Annotated in this window: 21 protein-coding genes and 1 pseudogene; 7 read left to right on the top strand and 15 right to left on the bottom strand. The window is 72.8% G+C overall.

All coding sequences use genetic code 11. The features are described 5' to 3' along the window. Positions 1–13: 13 nt before the first annotated feature. The 9 genes from G567_RS30765 to G567_RS32460 form a co-directional block, all read right to left on the bottom strand. Positions 14–1,009 carry a hypothetical protein gene (locus tag G567_RS30765; RefSeq protein WP_051233442.1) on the bottom strand — a complete coding sequence of 332 codons (996 nt, stop codon included), beginning with the start codon at positions 1,007–1,009 and terminating at the stop codon, positions 14–16. A 12-nt stretch (positions 1,010–1,021) separates the two neighbouring features. Beyond that, positions 1,022–1,846, bottom strand: a complete 825-nt coding sequence (locus G567_RS0122815; RefSeq protein WP_028931780.1) for a family 1 encapsulin nanocompartment shell protein — start codon at positions 1,844–1,846, stop codon at positions 1,022–1,024. Continuing rightward, positions 1,843–2,442, bottom strand: coding sequence for a hemerythrin domain-containing protein (locus G567_RS30760; RefSeq protein ID WP_037057913.1), 600 nt, complete (start codon positions 2,440–2,442; stop codon positions 1,843–1,845). Before G567_RS30760 ends, G567_RS0122815 begins: the two co-directional genes overlap by 4 nt. Before the next feature lie 130 nt (positions 2,443–2,572). After that, on the bottom strand, positions 2,573–3,112 hold the full coding sequence (locus G567_RS0122805; RefSeq protein WP_028931779.1) for a YbhB/YbcL family Raf kinase inhibitor-like protein: 540 nt from the start codon (positions 3,110–3,112) through the stop codon (positions 2,573–2,575). A gap of 86 nt (positions 3,113–3,198) precedes the next feature. Beyond that, a complete protein-coding gene (gene metK, locus G567_RS0122800) occupies positions 3,199–4,428 on the bottom strand; it encodes a methionine adenosyltransferase (RefSeq protein ID WP_028931778.1) in 1,230 nt (409 codons plus the stop codon). Next, positions 4,425–5,444, bottom strand: coding sequence for a uroporphyrinogen decarboxylase/cobalamine-independent methonine synthase family protein (locus tag G567_RS0122795; protein WP_028931777.1), 1,020 nt, complete (start codon positions 5,442–5,444; stop codon positions 4,425–4,427). Before G567_RS0122795 ends, metK begins: the two co-directional genes overlap by 4 nt. Positions 5,445–5,476: 32 nt before the next feature. Next, entirely contained in the window at positions 5,477–6,943 is a 1,467-nt protein-coding gene (locus tag G567_RS0122790) for an SAM-dependent methyltransferase (RefSeq protein ID WP_147201235.1), read from the bottom strand. Positions 6,944–6,953: 10 nt separating this feature from the next. Then, positions 6,954–7,940 (bottom strand): methylenetetrahydrofolate reductase, encoded by a 987-nt coding sequence (locus tag G567_RS30755; RefSeq protein ID WP_051233441.1) that lies wholly within the window; start codon positions 7,938–7,940, stop codon positions 6,954–6,956. Then, positions 7,937–8,449: a methylenetetrahydrofolate reductase C-terminal domain-containing protein gene (locus tag G567_RS32460; RefSeq protein WP_147201234.1), complete on the bottom strand. Its 513-nt coding sequence runs from the start codon at positions 8,447–8,449 to the stop codon at positions 7,937–7,939. The genes G567_RS30755 and G567_RS32460 overlap by 4 nt, the downstream gene beginning before the upstream one ends. A gap of 397 nt (positions 8,450–8,846) precedes the next feature. On the opposite strand from G567_RS32460, the gene G567_RS0122775 reads away from it, so the two are divergent. The 4 genes from G567_RS0122775 to G567_RS0122760 all read left to right on the top strand — a co-directional run bounded on the left by G567_RS0122775 (position 8,847) and on the right by G567_RS0122760 (position 12,306). Further along, complete coding sequence (locus tag G567_RS0122775; protein ID WP_028931775.1) at positions 8,847–10,022, top strand: uroporphyrinogen decarboxylase/cobalamine-independent methonine synthase family protein; 1,176 nt, start codon at positions 8,847–8,849, stop codon at positions 10,020–10,022. Between the two features lie 28 nt (positions 10,023–10,050). Beyond that, on the top strand, positions 10,051–10,686 hold the full coding sequence (locus G567_RS32455) for a cyclodeaminase/cyclohydrolase family protein (protein ID WP_051233440.1): 636 nt from the start codon (positions 10,051–10,053) through the stop codon (positions 10,684–10,686). Positions 10,687–10,795: 109 nt separating this feature from the next. Then, on the top strand, positions 10,796–11,554 hold the full coding sequence (fabG, locus tag G567_RS0122765; RefSeq protein WP_028931774.1) for a 3-oxoacyl-ACP reductase FabG: 759 nt from the start codon (positions 10,796–10,798) through the stop codon (positions 11,552–11,554). An 80-nt stretch (positions 11,555–11,634) separates the two neighbouring features. Next, on the top strand, positions 11,635–12,306 hold the full coding sequence (locus tag G567_RS0122760; protein ID WP_028931773.1) for a TetR/AcrR family transcriptional regulator: 672 nt from the start codon (positions 11,635–11,637) through the stop codon (positions 12,304–12,306). Between the two features lie 26 nt (positions 12,307–12,332). Here the strand turns inward: G567_RS0122760 and G567_RS30740 are convergent, their stop codons facing one another. The 6 genes from G567_RS30740 to G567_RS30725 all read right to left on the bottom strand — a co-directional run bounded on the left by G567_RS30740 (position 12,333) and on the right by G567_RS30725 (position 20,472). Next, positions 12,333–13,655 (bottom strand): glycoside hydrolase family protein, encoded by a 1,323-nt coding sequence (locus G567_RS30740; protein ID WP_051233439.1) that lies wholly within the window; start codon positions 13,653–13,655, stop codon positions 12,333–12,335. A 138-nt stretch (positions 13,656–13,793) separates the two neighbouring features. Continuing rightward, positions 13,794–15,620: a thiol reductant ABC exporter subunit CydC gene (cydC, locus tag G567_RS30735; protein ID WP_084796372.1), complete on the bottom strand. Its 1,827-nt coding sequence runs from the start codon at positions 15,618–15,620 to the stop codon at positions 13,794–13,796. A gap of 4 nt (positions 15,621–15,624) precedes the next feature. Beyond that, on the bottom strand, positions 15,625–17,298 hold the full coding sequence (cydD, locus tag G567_RS0122745) for a thiol reductant ABC exporter subunit CydD (RefSeq protein ID WP_028931772.1): 1,674 nt from the start codon (positions 17,296–17,298) through the stop codon (positions 15,625–15,627). A 7-nt stretch (positions 17,299–17,305) separates the two neighbouring features. Then, a complete protein-coding gene (gene cydB / locus G567_RS30730) occupies positions 17,306–18,340 on the bottom strand; it encodes a cytochrome d ubiquinol oxidase subunit II (protein WP_084796371.1) in 1,035 nt (344 codons plus the stop codon). Between the two features lie 8 nt (positions 18,341–18,348). Then, complete coding sequence (locus tag G567_RS0122735) at positions 18,349–19,815, bottom strand: cytochrome ubiquinol oxidase subunit I (RefSeq protein ID WP_028931771.1); 1,467 nt, start codon at positions 19,813–19,815, stop codon at positions 18,349–18,351. Between the two features lie 432 nt (positions 19,816–20,247). Beyond that, positions 20,248–20,472: a hypothetical protein gene (locus tag G567_RS30725; protein ID WP_037057905.1), complete on the bottom strand. Its 225-nt coding sequence runs from the start codon at positions 20,470–20,472 to the stop codon at positions 20,248–20,250. Here G567_RS30725 and cas3 point away from each other — a divergent pair. The 3 genes and pseudogenes from cas3 to G567_RS35720 form a co-directional block, all read left to right on the top strand. Then, entirely contained in the window at positions 20,455–22,368 is a 1,914-nt protein-coding gene (gene cas3 / locus G567_RS30720; protein WP_245585760.1) for a CRISPR-associated helicase Cas3', read from the top strand. The two genes, G567_RS30725 and cas3, sit on opposite strands and share 18 nt — an antisense overlap. After that, positions 22,293–22,571 (top strand): annotated as a pseudogene (gene cas5, locus G567_RS36940) (CRISPR-associated protein Cas5); the annotation flags it as partial. The gene cas3 and the pseudogene cas5, both read left to right, overlap by 76 nt. 181 nt (positions 22,572–22,752) lie before the next feature. Then, positions 22,753–22,961: transposase (locus tag G567_RS35720; protein ID WP_425414268.1), on the top strand; the 209-nt coding region annotated here is incomplete at its 3' end.

Genomic DNA, 22,961 nt, shown 5'->3' with positions numbered 1-22,961 from the left:
GCACCGCGGGCGGTCAGGGCGGCGCAGCGAGAGCCGCCAGCCGGGCCTCCGCCCGGGAGAGCTCGGCGGCCGCGGCGCGGGCGGCGTTCGCGGACCGGCGCGCCGCCGCGGCGGCCGATCGCTCCGCCTCCGCGGCCGCACGCTGCTGGCCGCGCGCCTCTTCCAGGGCCGCGGTCAGCTCGGCGACCCCGTTGTCGGCCTCGATGTGACGCTGCTCAGCCGCTGCCAGCCCGGCCCGGTCGGCCTGCGCGCGGTCGCGCGCCGCCCGCGCGGCGGCCCAGGCCTGCGCCACGTCCTGGTCGGCCTCGGCGCGTTCCCGCCGCCGGCGCGCCCGCTCGGCGGCGGCCGCGGCCTTGGCCTCCGCTTCGGCTTCCGGGTCGAGCCCGGCCGGCTGATCGGGAGCCGTCTGGTCGGGTCCGGCCTCGGCGGCCCCGCGGGCGGATACGGCTCGTCCGGTGGGCGCGGGGTGGCCCGTCCGCGCGACCGGACGCGGCTGCCAGGCCGTCGAGCCCGTGGTCTCGGAACCGAACCCGGAGTAGCTGACCGTGCGGTGCAGCCGCCCGGACCGCACCTCGGCGGCGATGTCCGGGTCGGCGAGCGCCGCCTCGAGAATGCCGCGCAGATCGCGTTCGGTGCCGTCCTGCACCCGGTGTCCGTCGCGGGCGGCGATCCGGCGGGCCTCCCGGGCCATCGCGGCGACGAGCTTGTGCCGCTGCGCCGACAGCTCCCGCAGCACGGCACCGTCGAGGCTGCGCTGCGCGTCCGAGAGTTCCTCGGCGAGCGCGAGCAGGCCGTCGAGCTGTTCGGCGCGCTCGCGGGCGAGCAGGTTGGCGAGCCAGGCGGCCTGGGTGGGCCGGCGCAACCTGGAGATGGCGCGGGCCGCGTCGCGGTCGCCATCCGCGCGCGCGGCGGCGACCCGTTCGTCGCGGGCGGCGACGAACTCCTCGGGCGCCAGGCCGTAGAGCTCCTCGATGGCACTGGCCACCCGGTCGGGCTCGGCGTCGTTCATCGGGGGTCCGCGTCAGTGGAGCGCGACCGCGGCGTCGGGCTCGACCACCCGGAAGGTGAAGCTCTCCTCGAGGTAGAGGCCGATCGCGTCGGCGTCGTGGTGGCTGTAGCCGACGGACAGGTCCTGGCCGACGTCGAGCAGGAAGTCGCCGCCGCGCCTGCTGACCACCACCGCCCCGTCCACCCCGGGGGCCCAGACGATCGTCCCGCCGAGGATCCGCGTGAGGTGGTCGAACAGCGGGTAGCCGCCGTGCTCGGTGGTCTCGACGATCCGGGTATAGCCGGCAGGTCCGATCGCCAGCCCGTACGGGCCTTCGATTCCGTTGCAGCGCAAGGTGTCGACGGCCCGGGCGATGATGCTGGGGTACTGCTGGCAGTCGGTGCCGAGGGTGGCCGCCGGATACGGGGACGTCTCGGTGATGCCCGCGATGCCCGCGGCGGGCCAACCGTGGACCACCGCGCGGTTCTCGATCTCGGCCGCCACCCGTGCGGCCCGGCCGAGGTCGTCGAAGTCGAGGTCGAGTGCCCCGCGCTGAACGTCCTCGAGCTCCGCGCGGGCCACGGTGAACGGCACGCGGATCTCGGCCAGCGGCAGCACCCGGCGCTGCCGGACCCGCACCTCCTCGCCCGAGATCCCGGGTGGGGGGCCGTCGAGCGGGCCGGTCCGGCCCAGGCTCGTCGCCGAATGCGGCCACCCGCCCGGCCCCTCCCAGTCGGCGAGCCTGCGCCCGGCGAGCAGCGGGGTGAGCCGCTGGGTGGCCTCGTCGTCGATCGCCTTCCAGGCCTCGGTTGCGATCGGCGCGTGCGCGCGCAGCAGGTGGTCCGAGGGTGTGCTCACCGGGCGTCGTCCTCCTTCCGGGCTCCCCCGTCCGTCAGGCTGCCGATACCGAGCGACCCGTCGCCGGGCGGGCTGATCGTGCGCGTGATACGGCGGACGTAGCGCTGCGGGTCCTTGTCCTCGATGTCGAGCCCGCGGGTGCTGGGGTGCCGGTCGAGGTACGCGGCGAACTGTCTGCCCAGCGCCTCGCGCAGCCCGGACGCGGCGTGGCGCCGAAAGTCGGCGAGGCTCTCGCGTTCCTCCTCGGCCATGTGGTGGTCGTTCGCCGACCGCGTCCGGTCGACCGCGTCCCACCACGGCCTGCTGGCGACGGGGTGCCGCGCGGCGTCGTGCACGCCGTCGCGGATGTCGTTGTGGTCGCCGATGGCGTCGAGGGTCTCGTCCTGTGCGTCGCCGCCGCCGCGGCGCAGCAGCTGCGGGTAGAAGATCTCCTCCTCAGCGACCGCGTGCACGTCCAGCCGGGCGGCCAGCGGCTCCCAGACCTTGCGGATCGAATCGGCGTCCATCGGGGTCTGCGCGCGCAGCTCGTCGAGCGCGGCGAATTCCCGCCGGAACCATTCGTGGTCGTCGAGGATCAGCTCGGTGATGTCGGCCACGACCGGCACGTTACGCGGAAACCCGCGGCGCGGCTCGCCGGATCGTTTCCGGTCCGCTGAAAGCGTTATGGAGCCATGACGCGCTCGGGCGCCGCTGCCACGCCGCGTCATGGAGCCATAATGCGGTTGATCAGGCCTGGCCCTCGTTCTCGTAGACCGGCACGATCACCGCCCGGCCCAGGGTGTGGTCGAACAGGTTGAAGCCGAGGAAGGCCGGGGTGGCGTCGCGGGGGATCTCCAGGCTCGGCACATCGACGGCGTGCACGACCGTGAAGTAGCGGTGCGGTCCGTGCCCGGGGGGCGGGGCCGCACCGAGGTAGCGCTTGAGGCCGGCATCGTTGGCGAGCTGGAACGCCCCGGACGGCAGCCCGGAGCCCTCCTCGTCGCCTGCGCCGGAGTCCAGCGACGTCACCGAGGCCGGGATGTCCACGACGGCCCAGTGCCAGAACCCGGCCCCGGTGGGCGCATCGGGGTCGTAGACGGTGACCACATAGGACTGGGTGCCCTCCGGCGCGCCGCTCCACGACAGCTGCGGCGAGCGGTCCTGTCCACCCGCCCCGAAGATGCCGCTGCGCTGCAGCGTCGGCAGGGTCTCACCGTCGGCGATGTCGGTGCTCGTGACGGTGAACGTGGTCACCTGCGGCAGCTCGTCGTACGGGTTGCGGCTCATCGCGGCTCCTCTCCGCGGCGGCCGGTCGCCGCCGCTGCGGCAACGTGCGGACCCGATCACCGTAGCCGCAGCCGGATCGCGGGTGGTCAGACCGGCCCCGCGGCGGCGCGCAGCTCGGCGGCCTTGTCGGTCCGCTCCCAGGTGAAATCGGCGTCGTCGCGGCCGAAATGCCCATAGGCCGCGGTCTTGGCGTAGATCGGGCGATGCAGCCGCAGGTGGTGGCGCAGCGCCGCCGGCCGCAGGTCGAAATGATCATCGACGAGCTTGCGGATCGTGGTCAGTGGCACCTGCTCGGTCCCGAACGTCTCCACGAGCACGGACAGCGGCCGCGCCATCCCGATCGCGTAGGCCACCTGCACCTCGGCCGTGTCGGCGAGCCCGGCGGCCACGACGTTCTTCGCGACGTAGCGGGCCATATAGGCCGCTGATCGATCCACCTTGGACGGATCCTTGCCGGAGAACGCCCCGCCGCCGTGCCTTGCGAACCCGCCGTAGGTGTCGACGATGATCTTGCGGCCGGTCAGCCCGGCGTCGCCGACCGGCCCGCCGATGACGAACCGGCCGGTGGGGTTGACGTAGTACTCCTCGCGCAGCGCGTCGGCGTCGTAGAGCTCGGCGGGCAGCATCGGGGTGACCACGATGTCCCACAGGTCGGCGCGGATCCGCTCGGTCGGGACCTCCTCGGCGTGCTGGGTCGAGATCAGCACCTTCTCCACCGCCACCGGGACGCCGTCCCGGTAGCGCACGGTGACCTGGGTCTTGCCGTCGGGGCGCAGGTAGGGCAGCAGGCGATCCTTGCGCACCTGCGACAACCGCCGCGACAGCCGGTGCGCCAGCGCGATCGGCAGCGGCATCAGCTCGTCGGTCTCCCGGGTCGCGAAGCCGAACATCATCCCCTGGTCGCCCGCGCCCGCGGAGTCGAACTCGTCCTCGGAGAGGCCGCCGCGAGGCTCCTGGGCCCTGCTCTCCAGGGCCCGGTCGACGCCCCGGGCGATGTCCGGGGACTGCTTGTCCAACGCGATCATCACCGCGCAGTGCCTGCCGTCGAAGCCGTACTCGCCGTTGTCGTAGCCGATCCGGCAGATCGTCTCGCGCACGACGTCGGCGAAGTCGATCTGCGTCGCAGTGGTGATCTCGCCGGCGACGACGACCAGCCCGGTCGTCACCAGCGTCTCGCAGGCCACCCGGGAGTCCGGGTCACCGGTGAGCGCGGCGTCGAGGATCGCATCGGAGATCTGGTCGGCCACCTTGTCGGGATGTCCTTCGGTCACGGACTCCGAGGTGAACATGTGCTCGTTCTCGGCGAGTGGGATCATGGCTGGGCTCCTTGCCGGAGGTTGTCGCGGGCGGTGACCATCGCGCGCAGCTTGGCGCGGGCGATCGGATCGGGGACGTGGCGCAGCCCGCAGTCGGGGGAGACGAGCAGCCGCTCGGGGGGCACGACATCCAGCGCGCGGCGGATCCGCCGCTCCACGAGGTCGACCCGCTCGACCTGCTCGGTCTTCACATCGAGCACTCCGACACCCAGCACCCGGTCCCAGTGGTAGCGGCGGATCAGCGCCAGATCGTCGTCGCCCTTGCGGGCGAACTCCAGCATCAGCTGATCGATCGCCGCGTCGAGGACCGCGGGGAACAGGAAGTCGTAGTGGCCCTCCCACAGCGGGCGGGCGTAGCGGTTGCCATAGCAGACGTGCAGCGCCCAGGTCACCGGCACGTCCCTGGTGACGATGTTGATCGCTTCCACCGCAAGCCCGACCTGCTCGGGGTAGCCGGCGAGGAACGGCTCGTCGATCTGCAGCAGCACGGCCCCGGCGTCGGCGAGCGCGCGCGCCTCCGCGTTGAGCACCCGGGCGAGTGCGCGCACCAGATCCGCCGGGTCGGGGTAGGCCTCGTTGCGCAGCCGCCGCGAGAGTGAGAACGGCCCGGTGAGGGAGAACTTCACCCGGCGGTCGGTGTAGCCGCGGGTGAACCGCAGGTCCTCGGCCAGCCCCAGCGGGCCCGGCCCCTCGGGATCGGGCAGCTTCTCGGCGACCACGAGGTCGAGATAGTCGAAGTAGAAGACCTTGACCGGGTCGAGCACCGTGACCCCGGGGACCCGCGCGAGAAGGTAGTCGATGTCGTTGTCACGGCGCAGCTCCCCGTCGGAGAGGATGTCGATCCCCGCGACCTCCTGGTCCTTCAGCGCGGCCTTGATCGCCATATCGTGCATCTCGGCGAGCTGGGAACGGCTCACCGTGCCGCGGTGCACCCCGCTCTTGGCCCGCTCCAGCCAGTCCGGGACCGGCCACGAGCCGACCACCGTCGTCAGCACGCCCTGCGCTGTCTCGCCCATGCCCAATCCCTTGTGGCCCAGTCCCTTGCTGTTCAGTCCCGCACATGCACCGTCATGGTGACGATGTTGCTGCCGGTGCGGTGGGCGAACGGTGCGAACGTGACATCGAAACCCTTGCGGGTGCCGATATGCGCGAGCAGCGGCCCGTTCACCCAGTTCACCACCGACCCGTCGTACTTGCCAGGGCCGCGGAACCCGGTGCGGTAGTCCTGCACGCCGGTGACGAACAGGTCGTGGCAGCGCAGCCAGCCGTAGGGATGCAGCAGCGGCAACGTCTCGGCGAAGCTGGCGACGGCCCCGTTGGCGGCGTGCATCCGCACGCCGCCGCCGGTCGCCACCAGCGGGCGCAGCAGCTCCCCGCTGATCCCCGGCGCGATGTCGTAGGTGTCCAGCCCGTGCAGCGGAACGTAGCGCTCCTGCAACCGCACCGCCTGCCAGCACGCCCGCCAGAACGCCACGGCGGCCTCGACATCGGCGAAATGGTCCGGCGCGGCCTCGGCCAGCAGCACCGGACCGAGCTTGAGCAGCCTGGCGACCAGCCGGCCCAGCCCGGACGGCTCGACGCCGACCGAGCCGGCGATCTGGGCCGCCGCGTCGGCCGACAGGTAGGCGCGGGTCTGCACGAGATGCTCGCGCTGGCCGATCGACGCGATCTCGTCGGTGGGCAGGTTGTCGTAGACGTTGGAGATGTAGACCAGGAACGCCTTGAACCGCAGGAACCCCAGCGTGGTCATCGGGTGCATCGCGTCGAGCACGAACGAGCTGACGTGCGCCGCGTGCTCGGCGACGGTGGTCCGCGCCAGCTCCAGCACGTGCGGGGAGTAGTCGCACATCAGGTAGTGCAGCCGCCGGTAGTAGTCGCGGCCGTGCGCGCGGTCGAGCTCGACGAACGTGTCCAGCCAGGTGCGGGCGTGGCTGCCGTTGCCCACCCCGAGCTCGAGGATGTAGAGCTCCTCGGGCAGCGCGCGGCCTTCGGCCAGCGCGTCCCACACCGCGAACAGCTCGCGGATGATCTCACGGATCGACGCGACGTTGCGGGCGTCGGAGCGTCCCCCCGGTAGCGCCGACTCGTACCCCCGCCCGGTCGCCTGCTCCCACAGCTGCAGGTGCTGCCAGTACAGCGTGTTGAACGACCAGATCAGGCTCTGGCTGGTCGGGGCCCACTCCTCGAGCACGAGCCGTCCGCCGTCGTCGCCGCGGCGGTGCTCGCGCAGCGCGGACTCGGTGGCGGTGCCCAGCTGCGGGCCGGTCCGGCGCAGGTCCACGGCGAGCTCGACGGGATCGGTCGCGGTGGCACCGTCGGGCCTGCCCGAGACGACCGGCCGCAGCTGCAGGGGCTCCCGGAAGTTGCGCCGGTACTGGATCCAGTCGCAGACCACCCGCAGCCGGGCCAGATCGCCGGGGCTGCGCGCGTCGGCGATGGCCGCCCGCAGCACCGGGTCCAGCGCCGCGGTGAGATCGATCGGCTCGTGCCCGGCCTCGCCCAGCAGCCTGGCCACGGGCCGCACCTCAACCAGCACCGACGCCACCTCCCACCGGCAGCCGCCCGGCCCGATCGCGGCGAAACCCCGCGCGCTCCAGGATTTCCGGGACGCCCCGCTCGTAGCCGAACGCCATGACGTGCACCCCCGCGACCCCCGGGATGGCCCGCAGCGCCTCGATCGTCTCCACACACAGCCGCACGCCCTCGGCCGCGACCCGGTCGCGCGGCACCCCGCGAAGCCTGCGCACCACCTCGTCGGGCACGTACACCCCGGGCACCTTGGTCCGGACGAACTCCAGCGCGGCCAGCGAGCGGATGGGTCCGACCCCGGCGAGCACCGCGCATCGTCCGTCGAGGCCGCGGTCGCGCACGGCGGCCATGAAACGGTCGAAGCCCGGTACGTCGAAGACGAACTGGGTCTGCGCGAACTCGGCCCCGGCGGCGATCTTCTTACCCAGCCGGGCGGCCCGGAACCGGACCGGCGGCGCGAACGGGTTCTCCACGGCGCCGATCAGGAACTCCGGCCGGGGGGCGACGGTGCGCCCGGACAGCAGCCGTCCCTCGTCGCGCAGGGTCCGGGCCGCCCAGACGAGCTGGACGCTGTCGAGGTCGAAGACCGGTGCGGCGTCGGGATGGTCGCCGAAGCACGGGTGGTCGCCGGTGAGCAGCAGGACGTGGGGGATGCCCAGCGCCCCGGCGGCGAGCAGGTCGGACTGCAGGGCGATCCGGTTGCGGTCGCGGCAGGTCAGCTGCATCACCGGCGCGACGCCCGCGCGGGCCGCCAGCAGGCTCCCGGCGAGGCTGGCCATCCGCACGTGCGCGCCCTGGTTGTCGGTGACGTTCGCGGCGTCCACCCAGCCGCGCAGCAGCGCGGCCTTCTCCGCGACGGCGGCCGGGTCGGCGCCGCGCGGCGGCCCGATCTCGGCGGTGACCGCGAAGCGGCGCTCGGCCAGTGCGGCGCGCAGGCCCCCGGCCGTCCCCGCGGCGCCGCCCGTCGGTCCCGGCGCGGTCATGGCCGGTGCACCGGGGCCGGATGGGCCAGCCCGTCGTCGCTGGTCCAGAGGCCCTCGTCGCGGCCCTGCCAGTAGTTGAGCCACGAGCTCGACCCGGCGAGCCGATGATCCACGGGACGCTGCAGCAGGGTGAGGTCCGCGCTGTGCCCGGCCCGCTCCGCGCGTTCGTAGGCGATGACCCACACGCAGCGCCGGCCGGGGTAGACCTCGCAGTCGCCGTTGGCCGACACCCCACCGCAGGGCCCGTTGCGCAGCTGCTTGGGGCAGCTCATCGGGCAGGCGTAGCCGGTGGCGGGCAGCGCGCACTGGCCGCACATCCGGCAGCCGAACAGGCGCTGCTTGCTGTGCCGCTCGGCCGCGGTGAACCAGCGGCGCAGCCGGGGCCGGGCCTCGATCCGGCCGGCGAGCCACCGGTAAGCCCGGTTCGGCGCGAGCACCCGGCCGAGCCGGTAGCCGGTCGAGGCGGCGATCGACGGCCTCGTGGGATGTGGCTGTTCGGACGCGGACATGTCCAGCACCTCCTCGCCGAAATCATCATCTCAAATTCTGTGATCGGTATCACCGCGAAATCGTCCGGATCGGATGCCGCATTCTGCGCCGGGACACACATTGCCGCACGTCCGCGCGGCCGAGCGCCGCCCACCTGTGGTATGACACAAATTTGACGGGGCGAAATCCGGGCGATGACACAAATAAAGCGTTACCGCCGCGGGCGCCGATCGATCCGGGGGCGGATGGCCGCTCCGCCGGGGCCGGCGGCCGAATATTGACGTGATCTGGATCACACGAGTAGCTTTCGCCCCCTGCGGTACCCGCAGTTCACCGTCACCAGGTGATCTCGACGGCGACGCCAGGACTCGCTCGTACCTCCACAGCGCAGATCCACCACAGCGAGGAGACGGCCCGATGAGCACCTATGACCCGAGGTCGGCCACCGGCATCCCGACCGAACCCGTGGGCTCGCTGCCCCGGCCCTCGTCCCTGCAGGCGAGGTATGCCGCCTACGACGCGGGAAAGGCCACCCGCGAGGAACTCGAGGCCGAGCAGGAGCGGGCGACGGCGGACTCGATCGCCCGCGGCGAGGCCACCGGTGCCCCGATCATCTCCGACGGTGAGCAGCGGCGCTCCAGCTTCGCGACCTACCCGCTCGCCGAGACGCTGGCCGGCGCCGGGCTGGCCCCGAACCTGGCCCCGGACAACGGCCAGTTCTTCGCGATCTTCGCCGACGGCCACCACCGGCAGCTCCCGCGGCTGACCGGCGGCCCGTTCCGCTACGGGACCTACGCCGCCGACACCCTGCGCCGCGCCGTCGCGATCGCGAACAAGCCGCTCAAGCAGGCCGTGATCGCCCCGTCGATGCTCGCGCTGCTCTACCCGCTGACCGGCGAGGTCCCCGGGTACTCGCGCGAGGAGTTCGAGGCCGACCTCGTCGACGAATGCGAGAAGGACATCCGGCTGGCCTTCGAGGCGGGCGCCGCCCGCGTGTCCATCGACTTCACCGAGGGGCGCCTGGCGACCAGGGCCGACCCGCGCAACCCGTGGACGGGCGCGGGGATGTTGCCGCATTTCATCGAGCTCAACAACCGGGTGCTCGAGCGGTTCAGCCCGCAGGAACGGGCCTCCATCGGCATCCACACCTGCCCCGGCGGGGACCGGGACTCGGTGCACTCGGCCGACGTGCCCTACACCAACCTGCTGGGCACGATGTTCGCCATCAACGCCGGCTACTTCCTGATCCAGCTGGCGAGCGAGCGGGACAAGGACCCGGTCTACGCGTCCATCGGCACGCACCTGCGCGCGGACGCGGCCGGGGTGACCCAGATGGCCTACATCGGGGTGATCAACCCGCTCAACCCGCGGGTCGAGGGTCCGCAGGAGGTGGCCGACGCGCTGATCCGCGCGGCGAACTTCATCCCGAAACAGCAGCTCGGCTCGACCGATGACTGCGGCTTCTCCCCGTTCAGCATCGACGAGAAGCCAAGCCACGGCTCCCCCGACTACGCTCGGGACGTCGCATTCCAGAAGATCAAGAACCGGGTGGAGGGCACGCGGATGGCCGCCGAGAAACTCAACGTGTCCTGACCCCGTCCCGAACCTGCCGGCTCCCGCGTTGCCCACCGGGAGCCGGCAGTGCCGTGCCTCGCCCCGGAGGTGCCCCATCGACAGTCCGATCCAACCGTCGCTTCTCGAGCACAGCGTCGCCGAGCTGCTCGACGCCATCGCCGCACGCACCCCCGCACCGGGCGGTGGGGCGTCGGCCGCGTTCGCCGCCGCGTGCGCCGCCGGGCTCACCGCGATGTCCGCCCGGTTCGCCGATCCCGGCCATGCCTGCGACGCCGCCGACCGGGCCGACGCGTTGCGCGCGACCGCGTCCGCGCTCGCCGACGCCGATGTCGCGGCCTACGGCCGCTACCTGGCCGCGTTGCGCATCCCGCGCGATACCGAGCCCCGGATGCGGGCCGCGTGGCTGCGCGAGGCCCTCGACGACGCCATCGACACCCCGCTGGCCATCGCGGAGACCGCGGCGGAGATCGCGGCGCTGGCAGCCGGGGTGGCCCGCGACGGCAACCCGCGGCTGCGGGGCGACGCGGTGACCGGCGCCGTGCTCGCCGCCGCCGCGGCGGCGGCCGCGGCATTCCTCGTCACCGAGAACCTCGCGAGCGATCCCGAGGACGTGCGGGCCGGCCGCGCCCTCGGCGCCGCGGCGGCGGCCCGGCGTACCGCGGACCGCCTGCTGCAGCGGTGAGATCGGTCCCACGCGGTGGCGGCGGCGGGCCCAGGTGCGACGATCGGGAGGGTGCCCGCAGCAGCGCGCGGTGCGCGCCAGTCGAATCCAGTCGAAGGAGAGCATGAGCATGAGCGAATCCCCCCGTGTCGCGATCGTTACCGGCGCCGCCCGCGGTATCGGTGCGGCGACGGCGCTGCGGCTGGCCCGCGACGGGTTCGCCGTTGCCGTGGTCGACCTGGAGGAGTCGGCGGCCAAGGGCACCGTGGAGGCGATCGAGACCGCCGGGGGCCGCGGGCTGGCCGTGGGTGCCGACGTCAGCGACGCCGCGCAGGTCGAGGCGGCCGTCGGCCGCGTCGCCGGCGAGCTCGGGGCGCCCACCGTACTGGTCAACAACGCCGGCGTCACCCGGGACAACCTGCTGTTCAAGATGACCGAGGCGGACTGGGACACCGTGATGAACGTGCACCTGCGCGGGTCGTTCCTGATGAGCCGGGCGGTCCAGAAGTACATGGTCGAGGCGAAGTACGGGCGGATCGTGAACTTGTCGTCGACCTCGGCGCTGGGCAACCGCGGGCAGGCCAACTACGCCACGGCCAAGGCGGGCCTGCAGGGGTTCACCAAGACGCTGGCCATCGAGCTGGGCAGGTTCGGCGTGACCGTCAACTGCATCGCGCCCGGGTTCATCGTCAGCGATATGACGAAGGCGACCGCGGAGCGGCTGGGCGTGAGCTGGGATGACTTCGTGGCGGCGCGCGCCGCGGAGATCCCGGTGCAGCGGGCAGGACAGCCCGAGGACATCGCACACGCGATGTCGTTCCTGGTCAGCGAGGGCGCGGGGTTCGTGTCCGGGCAGGTCGTCTACGTCGCGGGCGGACCGAAGGCCTGAGCGGCGCGGCCACCGTCGAGCACGGCCGCGGAGGGGATGAGGCCATTCGCGGCCGGCTGCCGGGCCGGTAATCTGCGCTCGTGACTCAGCAGGCCAACGGACAGGACACGCGCTCGCGGCTCCTCTCCGCCGCTGAGGCCCTCTTTGCCGAGCGGGGCAGCGAGGCGGTCTCACTGCGCGAGATCGGGCGCGCCGCCGGGGCGCGCAACGTCATCGCCGCCCAGTACTGGTTCACCGACCGCGACGGGCTGATCAGGGCGCTGCTCGACCGGCACCGGCCCGAGATCGAGTCGCGCCGGCACGCCCTGCTCGACGCCTACGAGGCCGCAGGCCGCGCGGACGTCGCGGCCGATGTGCATACGCTGGCCGGGGCGCTGGTGCGGCCGCTGGCGGTCAAGCTGGAGCAGGGCAGCAGCGGCGCGGGCTACCTGCGCACCATGTCCGACCTGCTCACCCGCCCGGTGCCCTCGATGGAGCCGCTCGACGTCGACGAGCCGGACAGCAGCATCGTCCGCTGGCGGACGCTGCTCGAACCGCTGCTCGAACCCGCCGCCGTCGAGTTGCACCGGCGGTTCCACACGGTGCGCTTCGTCGTCGTCGAGTTCGCGCTGCGGGCCCGCTCCGGGCGTACCGACCACCGGCTGTTCGTCAGCCAGCTCGTCGACGCCGCGGCGGGCCTGCTGGCGGCCGGGGTATCCGAGGAGACCCGCCGGTTGCAGGTGAGCCGCCGCGCCGCCGGCGAGGTCCGATGAGGTAGTGCCCCTCCGGTCGCCCCGGCTCACATCGTGCGTACGGCGACACCCCATGCGGGCAGCGGGTCGTGCCCGGGAACCGGGACGTCCGTGCCGGTCAGGTTCACGATCACGGCGCCGTCGTCGGCGCGGAACGCGAGCAGCGGTTGCGTCGCCGACCGGCCGATCTCGATGCCGCCCTTCGCGAGGCGGGGCACCAGCCATTGCCACGCCCTGGTCAGCGGGGTGGGCTTCCCACCGTCGGATTCGGTGCTGTCGGTCCACAGCGCCGAGTACTTCAGGCTGCTGCCCTGCGGGCCCCACAACAGCGCGACGGACACGCCGGATCGGGCGAACGCGGCGACCGTCGCGAGCGTGGCGACCGCGCTCGCCGGGCTCGCGGCGCCGCCCTCGGCGCCCTGGGCGGTATCGGCGTAGAACTCGGCCCACCAGACCGCGAGCGGGGTACGCTGCTGGATCCACCTGGTGACGTCGGCGAACTTCTGTGCGCCGGCGTCGACCTGGTCCGGGTCGCCTCCGTTGCGGGTCGCCGTGGAGCCGTCGACGGCGATGAAGTCCGCCCCGACGTTGTGCTCGAGCCAGTAGTCGATGATGTCCAGTGCCCGCTTGTCGGCCGCGCCCCACGGTCCGGCGAGGTCCGAGGCGTTCTCGGAGCCGGGCTTGAGGCTCGTCATCACCGCGTACGGGCCACCGACCTGCACATCGGGCCGCACGGCCTTCACCGCCGTGTAGACCTTGTTGTAGAGTTCGGTGTACCCCTCGTAGTCCCAGCGGTTCTCGTCGCTGTGGTAGAAGCCCTTGAGCTCGTTCCAGACCAGCACCCGCTCGATCTGCGGGTAGCGCTCCACGGCGGCGGCCGACAGCCTCGCGAAGTCGTCGAAATGCTCCGGGTCCGGCGCCTTCTCCAGCTTCGACCAGTCGGTTTCGCCCGCCTCGCCACCCTTCATCCAGTCCGGGGCGCAGCACAGCGTCAGCACGGTACGGCCCTGGGTGTCCTCGATCAGCTGCATCCGCTTGTCGAGGCTGTCCCAGTTGAAATCGCCGGGGGAGGGCTCCGGGTTGAGCGTGCCGAAGCCCATCAGATGCTGGTTCTGCCATATCCCGCTGTCGTCGGAGAGGACCTTCTGGCCGCGACTGCGGGCCTCGGCGGGCTCCGAGCTGTCCAGGCTGTCCTTGGTGTGCGTCACTCCCAGCTCGAGCCGGTTGCCCTGCGGCTGCCATTCCCAGCCCGTGTCGAGGTCGATCGCGCTCGCGATCGCGTCGGCGACCGTGGGCGTCTCCGTGTCCGCAGCGGGACCGGAGCAGCCGGCGACGACCGCCAGAGTGAGTGCGAGGAGCAGCGCGCCCACGACCGAGGGGCGGCGGCGAGGGAATCGAACCCGGGCTGTGACCACGTGACGACCTATCGAACTCTGACGAAACCGGACGAGCGCGCAGCGAACGGTCTCGGCGTCGCGGCGCACCATGGGCGAGAGCCTGACAGGCGATCACTGAAGCCCAGCTGAGAGGGTGCCCCCGGCACCGGTACCGCGTTGGGGTATAGCCGTGAACCCGCCGGACCATGCCGCCGGCGCCGGAAGCCGGTGCGCGCGACGGTACCAGCCATCCCGGGCCAGCAGGCCGGCGTGCGTTCCGTGCTGCACGACCCGCCCGTCGACCACGACGTACACGGCGTCCATCTCGGTGAGCCGGTCGAGGTCGTGGGTGACCAGCAGGACCGCCCGGTCGCCCGCGGCGGCGAGCAGGTCGTCGAGGACGGCGTCGCGGGTGTCCGGGTCGAGATGGGTGGTCGGCTCGTCGAGAACCAGCAGCCGGGCGTCGGTGAGCAGGGCGCGGGCGAGCGCCAGCCGCTGGCGCATTCCGCCGCTGAACCGGGCGCCGTGCACCCCGACATCGGTAGCGAGCCCGGCGGGCATCGCGGCGACGTCGACGGCGAGCCGGACCCGCTCCAGCACGTCCCACAGTTGCGCGTCGGTGGCCTCGGGCCGGGCCAGCCGCAGGTTCTCCCGTACGGTGCTGTCGAACAGGTGGGGATCCTGCGGCACCCCGCTGATCGCCTGCCGGGCGACGTCGGGGGAGACCGAGGAGAGATCGGTGCCACCGAGCGTGACCGTGCCCGAGTCGGGGTCGCGGAACCGGAACAGCACCGCGGCCAGTGTGCTCTTGCCCGATCCGCTCGGCCCGACGACGGCGACCCTGGCGCCGGGCGCGACGTCGAGGCCGAGGCCGTCGAGCGCCCACGGTTCCCCGGGGCCGTAGCGGACCCGCAGGTCACGGACCCGCAACGGCCCCGGGGTGAGGGGACCCCCGGCTGACTCGAGCCCGCCCCCGGGATCGCGCACCGCGGGCGGGGTGTCCAGGACGTCGAACAGCCGGGCGCCCGACGCGCGGATCGCGCCGAGCCGGGCCGCCGCCGCGGGGAGCGGGGCGACGATCTCGAAGGCGGCCAGCGCGGTGAGTGCGAGCACGGCCAGCGGCACCGGGCCGAGCGAACCGCTCTCGACCGCGGCCACCCCCAGCAGCAGCGTTCCCCACAGCGTCAGCCCGGCGACGAGTGCGGACCCGGCCGCGCCGAGCCCGAGCAGCCCGGCGTCGCGGCGGGCGGCGGCGGTCAGCGTCGCATCGGCCCGCTCCACCCTCGCGACGGCGCGGTCCATCGCGCCGTAGGCGACGAGGTCGGGGGCGCCGTGGAGGGCGTCGACCAGCGCGGCCGACAGCTCCCCGCGGGCGGCGGCCTGCCGTCGCCCGGTGGCCTGTCCGAGCGCGGCGGCCGCCACCGGGACGGCGAGCCCGCCCAGCAGCAGGCCCGCGGCCAGCAGCAGCCCACCGGGCACCAGCAGCGCGGTGCCGAGCGCGACGACGCCGGCGCCGGTGAGCAGCGCGGCCAGCGGTGGGGCGAGTCCGCGGACGAGCAGGTCCTGGGTGGCGTCGGTGTCGCTGACCAGCCGGGTGACCAGATCACCCGAGCGGAACCGGCGGATCGGTTCGATGTGTGCCAGCCGGTCGTAGACCCGGACGCGGGCGTCGGCCAGAGTGCGCAGTGCCGCGTCGTGGGTGATCAGCCGCTCCAGGTAGCGGGCGACGCCCCGGGTGACGCCGAGCGCGCGGGTGAGCACGACCGCGACGCTGAGCGCGGCGACCGAGGGGTGGGTTGCGGCCGTCGCGATGAGCCACGCGGCCAGGCTGAGCAGCCCCACTCCCGACGCGGTGGCGACGGCTGCGGCGAGCACCCCGAGCGCGAAACGTGAGCCCCGCGGCCGGGCCAACCCCAACAGCCGCCAAACCGGCCCGTGAGCGCGTAACGGTGTTCTCACGCTGTCATGCCCTCACAACGCCCGGTGAGCTGCGGGTACGGCCGTTCTCCAAGCGCACGACGTCGTCGACGACCTCGGCCCATCCCGCGTCGTGCGCGACGACGATCCCGGTCCGCCCGCCCAGCAACCGGGCGACCGCGGTGCGGACCTTCGCGGCGTTGTCCGGGTCGAGGTGCGCGGTGGGCTCGTCGAGCAGCACCAGATCCGGATCGCGCAGGAACGCCCTGGCCAGCGCGACCCGCTGGCGCTGCCCGGCCGACAGCCGGGCACCGCGCTCACCGAGCCGGGTCGCGTAGCCGTCCGGGAGCGCGGCGACGACGTCGTGCAGCTCGGCCGCGCGGGCGGCGCGCTCGACGGCGGCGTCACCGGCGTCGGGGTCGCCGAGCCGGATGTTGCCGGCCACGGTGTCGTCGAACAGGTGGGGGTGCTGGGGGACCCAGGCGATCCGGGCCCGCCACGCGTCGGGGTCGAGGTCGCGCAGCGGTCGCCCGTCGATCCGCACCTCGCCGGCATCCGGCTCGAGGAACCGCAGCAGCAGCGCGAGCAGGGTGCTCTTGCCCGACCCGCTCGGCCCGTCGACGAGGACGCTGCGCCCGGCGGGCACGTCCAGCGACACGTCGTCGAGTGCGGGCACCTCGCGGCCGGGGTAGCGGAACCGCACGCCGTCCACCCGCACGTCCACGCCTCGGCTCGCCGGTAGCTGCGCCGTTCCCGAAGGTCGCGCCCCGGAGCCGGTCTCCAGAACCGCGAAGACCTGCTCGGCGGCCGCGACGCCCTCCATGCTCGCGTGGAACCGGGCGCCGACCTCGCGCAGCGGCAGGTAGGCCTCGGGCGCGAGGATGAGCACCAGCAGCGCGGTCTCCAGGCCGAGCTCCCCGTAGAGCAGCCGCAGCCCCACCTCGACGGCCACGAGCGCGACGGCCAGGGTGGCGAGCACCTCCAGCACGAAGGCCGAGAGAAACGCGATCCGCAGCGTCCCCATGGTGGCGCGTCGGTGCTCGTCGCTGACCCGCCGGACCAGTGCGGCCTCGGCCTTCGCCCTGCGGAACAACGCGAGCGTCGGCAGACCCTCGACCACGTCGAGGAAATGCCCGCCGAGCCGGTTCAGCAGCCGCCACTGGCGGCGGGTGCGGGCCTGGGTGTGCCAGCCGACCAGCGCCATGAACACCGGGATCAGCGGCAGCGTGGCGCCGATGACCAGCGCGGAGATCCAGTCGGCCCGCGCGACGACGACGAGCACCGCCAGCGGTACCAGCGCCGCGAGCACGAGCTGCGGCAGGTAGCGGGCGATGTAGTCGTCGAGCGCGTCCAGACCTCGGGTGGTGAGCGTCGCGAGCTCGCCCGCGCTGCGCCCGGCGACGTCCGGGGGGCCCGTTGTCACATGTCGGACGAGGCGGCGGCGCAGCTGCGACTTCACCCGGGCGGCGCTGCGCAGCGCCGCGGTCTCGGCCCCGTAGGCCAGCCCGGCCCTGGCGAGCGCCACGACGGCGACGGCGGCGATGACGGCACCGAGGTCGGTGAGACCGAGCCCGTCGGTCGCGCCGCCGATGACCCGGGCGATCAGCCAGGCCTGCAGGAGGATGAGCCCGGTCAGTGCGAGCCCGCACGCCACGGTGACGGCGAGATGCCGGCGCACGGCGCTTGCCGTGCGCACCAGCCGTGGATCGAGGGGCTTCACCGCGGTGTCACCCCGACTCGGTCGCGGAAATACCGCGATTCGCGGAGGGGGGACTCGCGGGGGGTGGGGCGACGCGCTTGCGGAAGACCCAGTACGACCAGGCCTGGTAGCCGATCACCAGCGGCAGCAGCACGAGCGCGAGCCAGCTCATGAGGGTCAGCGTGTAGGGCGCCGACGCCGCGGCGGCGACGGTCAGCGAGAACGCCGGGTCGGTGGTCGAGGACAGCACGATCGGGAACATCGAGCCGAACACCACCACCGTGAGCCCGACGACCGTGACCGCGGTCGCGGTGAACGCCCAGCCCTCCCGGCCGCGCGCGGCCAGCCCCGATCCGGCGACCAGCGCGAGCACCGCGACGAGGGCGACCGGCAGCGTCCACCAGGTGCCGTGCTCGGCCTGGGTCCAGCCCAGGAACGCGACGGCGGCCGGGACCACGACCAGCGCCAGCCTGCCCGCGGTGCGACGGGCGGCCCTGCGCACCGGGCCGTCGGTCTTGAGCGCGAGGAAGACCGCACCGTGCAGGGCGAACAGGCCCAGGGTCAATACCCCGCCGAGCAGCGCGTACGGGTTGAACACGTCGGCGAGCCCGGCCCGTACGACGTGCTCGGCGTCCATCGGCACCCCGCGCACGAAGTCGGCCAGCAGCACGCCCCACAGGAACGCGGGCACCGAGCTGCCGGCGACGATCGCGATGTCCCAGCGGCGGCGCCAGCGGGCGTCGTCGACCTTGCCGCGGTACTCGAACGCGACGCCGCGGGCGATGAGGGCCAGCAGGATGACCAGCATCGGCAGGTAGAACCCTGAGAGCATCGAGCCGTACCAGGCGGGGAACGCGGCGAACGTCGCGCCGATGGCCGTGATCAGCCAGACCTCGTTGCCGTCCCATACCGGGCCGATCGAGTTGATCATCACGCGTCGGTCGATGTCGTTGCGCCCGAGCACTCCCAGCAGCGTCCCGACCCCGAAGTCGAAGCCCTCCAGTACGAAGTAGCCGGTCCACAGCACGGCGATGGCGACGAACCAGATGGTGGGCAGATCCATCTCGTCTCCTAGTAGACGAGCGCGGGGACGCGCTCATCGGTGGTGTCGGGTTCGGCGGCGGCCGGCGCGGTGTCGCTGCCGTCGGGCGGGTAGGGCACGACGTGCCCGGGGCCCGCCTTGATGTAGCGCCACAGCAGCCCGGCCTCGACGACGGCCAGCACGCCGTAGATCACGGTGAACGCGGTCAGTGAGATCGCGACCTGGGTGAGGCTGACGCCGGGGGACACGCTGTTGGCGGTGAGCAGCTCGCCCACCACCGTCCAGGGCTGGCGGCCCATCTCGGTGAGCACCCAGCCGAAGATGTTCGCCAGCAGCGCCGCGGGCAGCGTGGCGATCGCCACCCGGTACATCCAGCGCCGGTCGGGGAGCCGCCCGCGGCGGGTGAGCCACAGCCCGGCCACCGAGATCGCCACCCCGGCCAGCCCCAGGCCCATCATCAGCCGGAACGACCAGTACAGGACGCCGATGTTGGGCCGGTAGTCGCCGGGTCCGAAGACGGCCTCGTAGCGGGCCTGCACGTCGTTGATGCCCTGGACGTTGCCCGCGAAGTCCCCGGTCGCGAGGAAGCTGAGCACCTTCGGGATCTGGACGTTGATGTGGTTGCGGCCGTTCTCGATGTCGCCGACGGCGAACAGCGAGAACCCGGCGCCGTCCTCGTCGCTCCACAGCGCCTCGGCCGAGGCGAGCTTCATCGGCTCGTCGCTGGCCATGAGCTTGGCCTGGTGGTCGCCGGAGAGCACGACCACGAGGCCGGCGAGTGCGGTGACGACGAAACCGAGGCGCAGGGTCTTGCGGAACAGCGCGTGCTCGCTGTGGTGCGGCCGCTCGGCGCCGGACTGCGGCCAGCGCTCCCGCATGAGCTTCACCGCGCTGACCGCGACGACGAACAGGCCGGCCGCGATGAACGCGCCCGCGACCACGTGCAGGTAGGTCGACCAGGCCTGCGGGTTGGTGAGCACCGCCCCGATATCGGTGAGCCGGGCCCGGTCGGTCACGGGGTCGACCTCGTAGCCGACCGGGTGCCGCATCCACGCGTTCGCCGCGATGATGAAGTACGCGGAGAGGTTGGTACCGATTGCGACGATCCAGATGCAGGCCAGGTGCACCCGCCGGGGGAGCCGGTCCCAGCCGAAGATCCACAGTCCGATGAAGGTCGACTCGAGGAAGAACGCGAGCAGCGCCTCCATGGCCAGCGGGGCACCGAAGACGTCGCCGACGAAGGTGGAGTAGTCGCTCCAGTTCATCCCGAACTGGAACTCCTGGACGATGCCGGTGACGACGCCCATCGCAAAGTTGATCAGAAAGAGCTTCCCGAAGAACTTGGTGGCGCGCAGGTACTCGGCCTTCCCCGTTCGGTGCCATGCGGTCTGCAGCACCGCGACGATCGCCGAGAGACCGATCGTCAGCGGGACGAAGAGGAAGTGGTAGATCGTGGTGATCCCGAACTGCCACCGCGCGAGGTCCAGCGCCTCCATACCACCCTCCAGCAAACTTCTACGTCTTGTAGTAGTTCTACACGATGTAGAAGATCTGGTCTCGCCGGTGTGCGGGGAGCCGCACTGTGCGCCCCGACACCGGGGTGTCCGAAGGCCGCGGCGTCGGGCGGCCCACTCGGCCACGACCACCTCGACGTCGAGGGCCCGGTAGACCCCGAGCGCGCGGCGGTCCCGGGTCACCAGCGGGACGCCGTGCTCAACGGCCGTGGCGCCCACCAGCGCGTCGTACACCGCACCACCGGACACTCCGAGGGCGGGGAGCCGGCTGAGCAGGGCCGCCACGGCGCGCGGGCCCAGGAACCGGCTGTGCGGGAAGTTCGCGGCGAGGAGTCGGCTCACCGCGGTGGCCGTGCGGCGAGCGGGCCCGGACAGCCGGGTCAGGACGGAGAACGTCTCGAATCGGGGCCGCGCTCACCGCTGGTCGGCATCGCGCAGCTCGCGGACATTGTGGTCGGTGAGCGGCACGCCGGTCGCCGGCACGACCAGCCAGCCGTCCTGCTCGTCCAGCGCGTCGCCGGCGATCGGCCGGACGCGCAGGTCCGCGCCGTCGGCCTCGACCTCGACCTCGCCCTGACGCTCGGTGCGCGGCTGTTGCTGGACGCCGCGGGACCGGCCGCCATGGCGATCCTCGGGCATTACGGCGGCCTGGGTTCGCTGTGCAAGCTCAGGAAACTGGTCGGGTCCGGCTTTCCGGCGCAGGAGCGCGCCGCCGCGGACGGTTTGCTGGCGGTGCTTCCCGAGGCCGCGGGCATCATGGGCGGTTCCTGCCTGATCCCGGCGGAGTGGCGGCGGGATCCGCTCCTGTTGGAGATGGGGCTGCGTCTGACGTTCTCGGCGCTGGTCGACGCTGATCATCTCGATACCGCCGCGCACTTCGTCGGGCCGGCCGGTTCGCCCGTGACGCCCGCGGCCGACATGAGCGATCTCGTGCGCCGGTTCGAGACGTGTCGTTCGGCGGCGCTCGCCGGGAGCCCGGCAACAGAGGTCAACGTGCTGCGCGGGGAGTTGTACGACGCGGCCGTGCGGGGTGCCTCCGGTCCGCCCGGCCTGTACCGGCTGCCGGCCCCGACGGGCTCGGGGAAGACGATGACCGCGGCGGCGTTCGCGCTGCACCATGCGGCACGCCACGGGCAGGCCCGGATCATCGTCGCGGTCCCGTTCGTGACGATCACCGAGCAGAACGCGCAGGTCTACCGGGATCTGCTGGGGCCGGACGTCGTGCTGGAGCATCACTCGGCCGTCGACCAGGAAGGCCGCCGATCCAAGCTCGGTGCGGAGAACTGGGACGCCCCCTTCGTGGTGACCACGACGGTGCAGCTGTTCGACTCGCTGTTCGGGCGCATGCCCGCCCGCTCACGGAAGTTGCACCGGCTGGCGAACGCGGTGATCGTGCTGGACGAGGTCCAGTCGCTGCCGGCCCCGCTCCTGGTGCCCATCCTGGACGGGTTGCGCCTGCTGACCGAGCATTTCGGCACGACGGTGCTGCTCGCCTCCGCCACCCAGCCGGCCTTTCAGCACCTGGCGGTGTGGCGGCGGCAGCAGATCACGGACCTGGTGGCCGACCCGGTGGCGATCTACGAGCGGCTGCGACGGGTGCGGTACGAGTGGTGGCTGGACCCGAAGCCGACCGCCGCGGAGGTCGCCGACCGGGTCGCGGAGCAGCCGCAGGCGCTCGTGGTGGTGAACACCGTCGCCGATGCGCGCGAGATGTTCGGGCTGCTCGCCGAGCGGGCGCCCGGCGTGGTGCGCCACCTGTCGACCCGGATGTGCCCGGCGCACCGGCGGGCGGTGCTGGCGGAGGTGCGGCGGCTGCTCGCCGACGACGAGCCGGTGGTGCTGGTGTCGACCCAGCTCATCGAGGCCGGGGTGGACGTGGATTTCCCCGCGGTCTACCGGGCCCTCGCCCCCGCCGACTCGCTGCAGCAGGCCGCGGGCCGGGCCAACCGGGAGGGTCGACGTCCCGAGCCGGGCCGGGTGGTCGTGTTCGACGCGGATGGCGCCGGCCGGCCGCCCGACTACCGGACCCCGGTCGAACTGACCACCCTGTGCTTCGGGCCCGGCCGGGCCGACCCGGACGACCTGCCGATGTTGCAGGACTACTACCGGCGCCTCTACGAGGCCACCGGAACCGACCGGGGCCCGCGGGCGACGCGGATCCAAGAGCACCGCCGCGGGCTCGACTTCCGGGCGGTCGCCGAAGGCCCCCTCATCGATGCCGCCACGTCCCAGGCCAGGGATCGACGGTTCGCGTTCCGGATGCTGGACGACGAGACGGTGCCGGTGGTCGTGCCCGGATACGACGGCCGTGCTGACCGGTTGGTGACGCAGCTGCGCGCGAGCGAGGGGATGCGGCGCGACCTGTTCCGGGCGCTGCAGCCGTTCACCGTGGCGTTGCCCGCGCGGCTGATGTCCCGGCCCGAGGTGGCCGCCCTGTGCGATCCGGTGGTGGGTGATCTGTGGGAGTGGCGCGGCGAGTACCACCCGGACCACGGCGTGGACGAGGGCGCGATCGCAAAGGAGATGATCTGGTGACGGCGAGTCTGCCGCGGTCGGCGCGCGGGGTGCCACCGGTGGTCGTGCAGGTGTGGGGGGACGGCGCGTTGTTCACCCGTCCCGAGCTGAAGGTCGAGCGGGTGTCCTATCCGGTGATGACCCCGTCGGCCGCGGTCGGCGTGCTGGAAGCGATCTACTGGAAGCCGGAGATGACCTGGCGGATCGTGGCGATCGAGGTGCTGAACCCCATCAAGCAGTTCACGCAGCGGCGGAACGGGGCGTGTCACGCGAACGGTGTAAGCCGCGGGTGGACCAAGATCGGCTGCTGTGATCGACACAGCGGCCGGGAAGGACACCCACGTGAGCAAGGACCAATCCGTTCCGGACACCGAGGCCGCGGCGGCCCGCCGGCTCGCCGAGGCGCTGGACGCGTCGGCGATCGACGCGCTGCTGGCCGATGCGAAGGCCGCGGGCACCCCGATCGACGGCGCCGACGGGCTGCTCAACCTGATGACCAAGGCGGTGCTCGAACGCGCCCTGCAGGCGGAGATGACCCACCACCTGGGCTACGAGCGCGACGACCCGGCCGGACGCGGCAGCGGCAATTCCCGTAATGGCAGCGGCCCGAAAAC

It is taken from the genome of Pseudonocardia asaccharolytica DSM 44247 = NBRC 16224 (genome assembly GCF_000423625.1).
In the GTDB taxonomy this organism is placed as follows: Bacteria; Actinomycetota; Actinomycetes; order Mycobacteriales; family Pseudonocardiaceae; genus Pseudonocardia; species Pseudonocardia asaccharolytica.
Note: the sequence above shows the minus strand (reverse complement) of the source record. Positions and strands in the feature narration are given on the sequence as shown.

Excerpts from the sequence above, each read along its gene's own strand:
- G567_RS30765 (WP_051233442.1), bottom strand. The coding sequence starts at position 1,009 with ATGAACGACGCCGAGCCCGACCGGGTGGCCAGTGCCATCGAGGAGCTC.
- G567_RS0122805 (WP_028931779.1), bottom strand. The coding sequence starts at position 3,112 with ATGAGCCGCAACCCGTACGACGAGCTGCCGCAGGTGACCACGTTCACC.
- metK (WP_028931778.1), bottom strand. The coding sequence starts at position 4,428 with ATGATCCCACTCGCCGAGAACGAGCACATGTTCACCTCGGAGTCCGTG.
- G567_RS0122795 (WP_028931777.1), bottom strand. The coding sequence starts at position 5,444 with ATGGGCGAGACAGCGCAGGGCGTGCTGACGACGGTGGTCGGCTCGTGG.
- G567_RS30755 (WP_051233441.1), bottom strand. The coding sequence starts at position 7,940 with ATGACCGCGCCGGGACCGACGGGCGGCGCCGCGGGGACGGCCGGGGGC.
- G567_RS32460 (WP_147201234.1), bottom strand. The coding sequence starts at position 8,449 with ATGTCCGCGTCCGAACAGCCACATCCCACGAGGCCGTCGATCGCCGCC.
- G567_RS0122775 (WP_028931775.1), top strand. The coding sequence starts at position 8,847 with ATGAGCACCTATGACCCGAGGTCGGCCACCGGCATCCCGACCGAACCC.
- fabG (WP_028931774.1), top strand. The coding sequence starts at position 10,796 with ATGAGCGAATCCCCCCGTGTCGCGATCGTTACCGGCGCCGCCCGCGGT.
- cydB (WP_084796371.1), bottom strand. The coding sequence starts at position 18,340 with ATGGATCTGCCCACCATCTGGTTCGTCGCCATCGCCGTGCTGTGGACC.
- G567_RS0122735 (WP_028931771.1), bottom strand. The coding sequence starts at position 19,815 with ATGGAGGCGCTGGACCTCGCGCGGTGGCAGTTCGGGATCACCACGATC.
- cas3 (WP_245585760.1), top strand. The coding sequence starts at position 20,455 with ATGGCGATCCTCGGGCATTACGGCGGCCTGGGTTCGCTGTGCAAGCTC.
- G567_RS30725 (WP_037057905.1), bottom strand. The coding sequence starts at position 20,472 with ATGCCCGAGGATCGCCATGGCGGCCGGTCCCGCGGCGTCCAGCAACAG.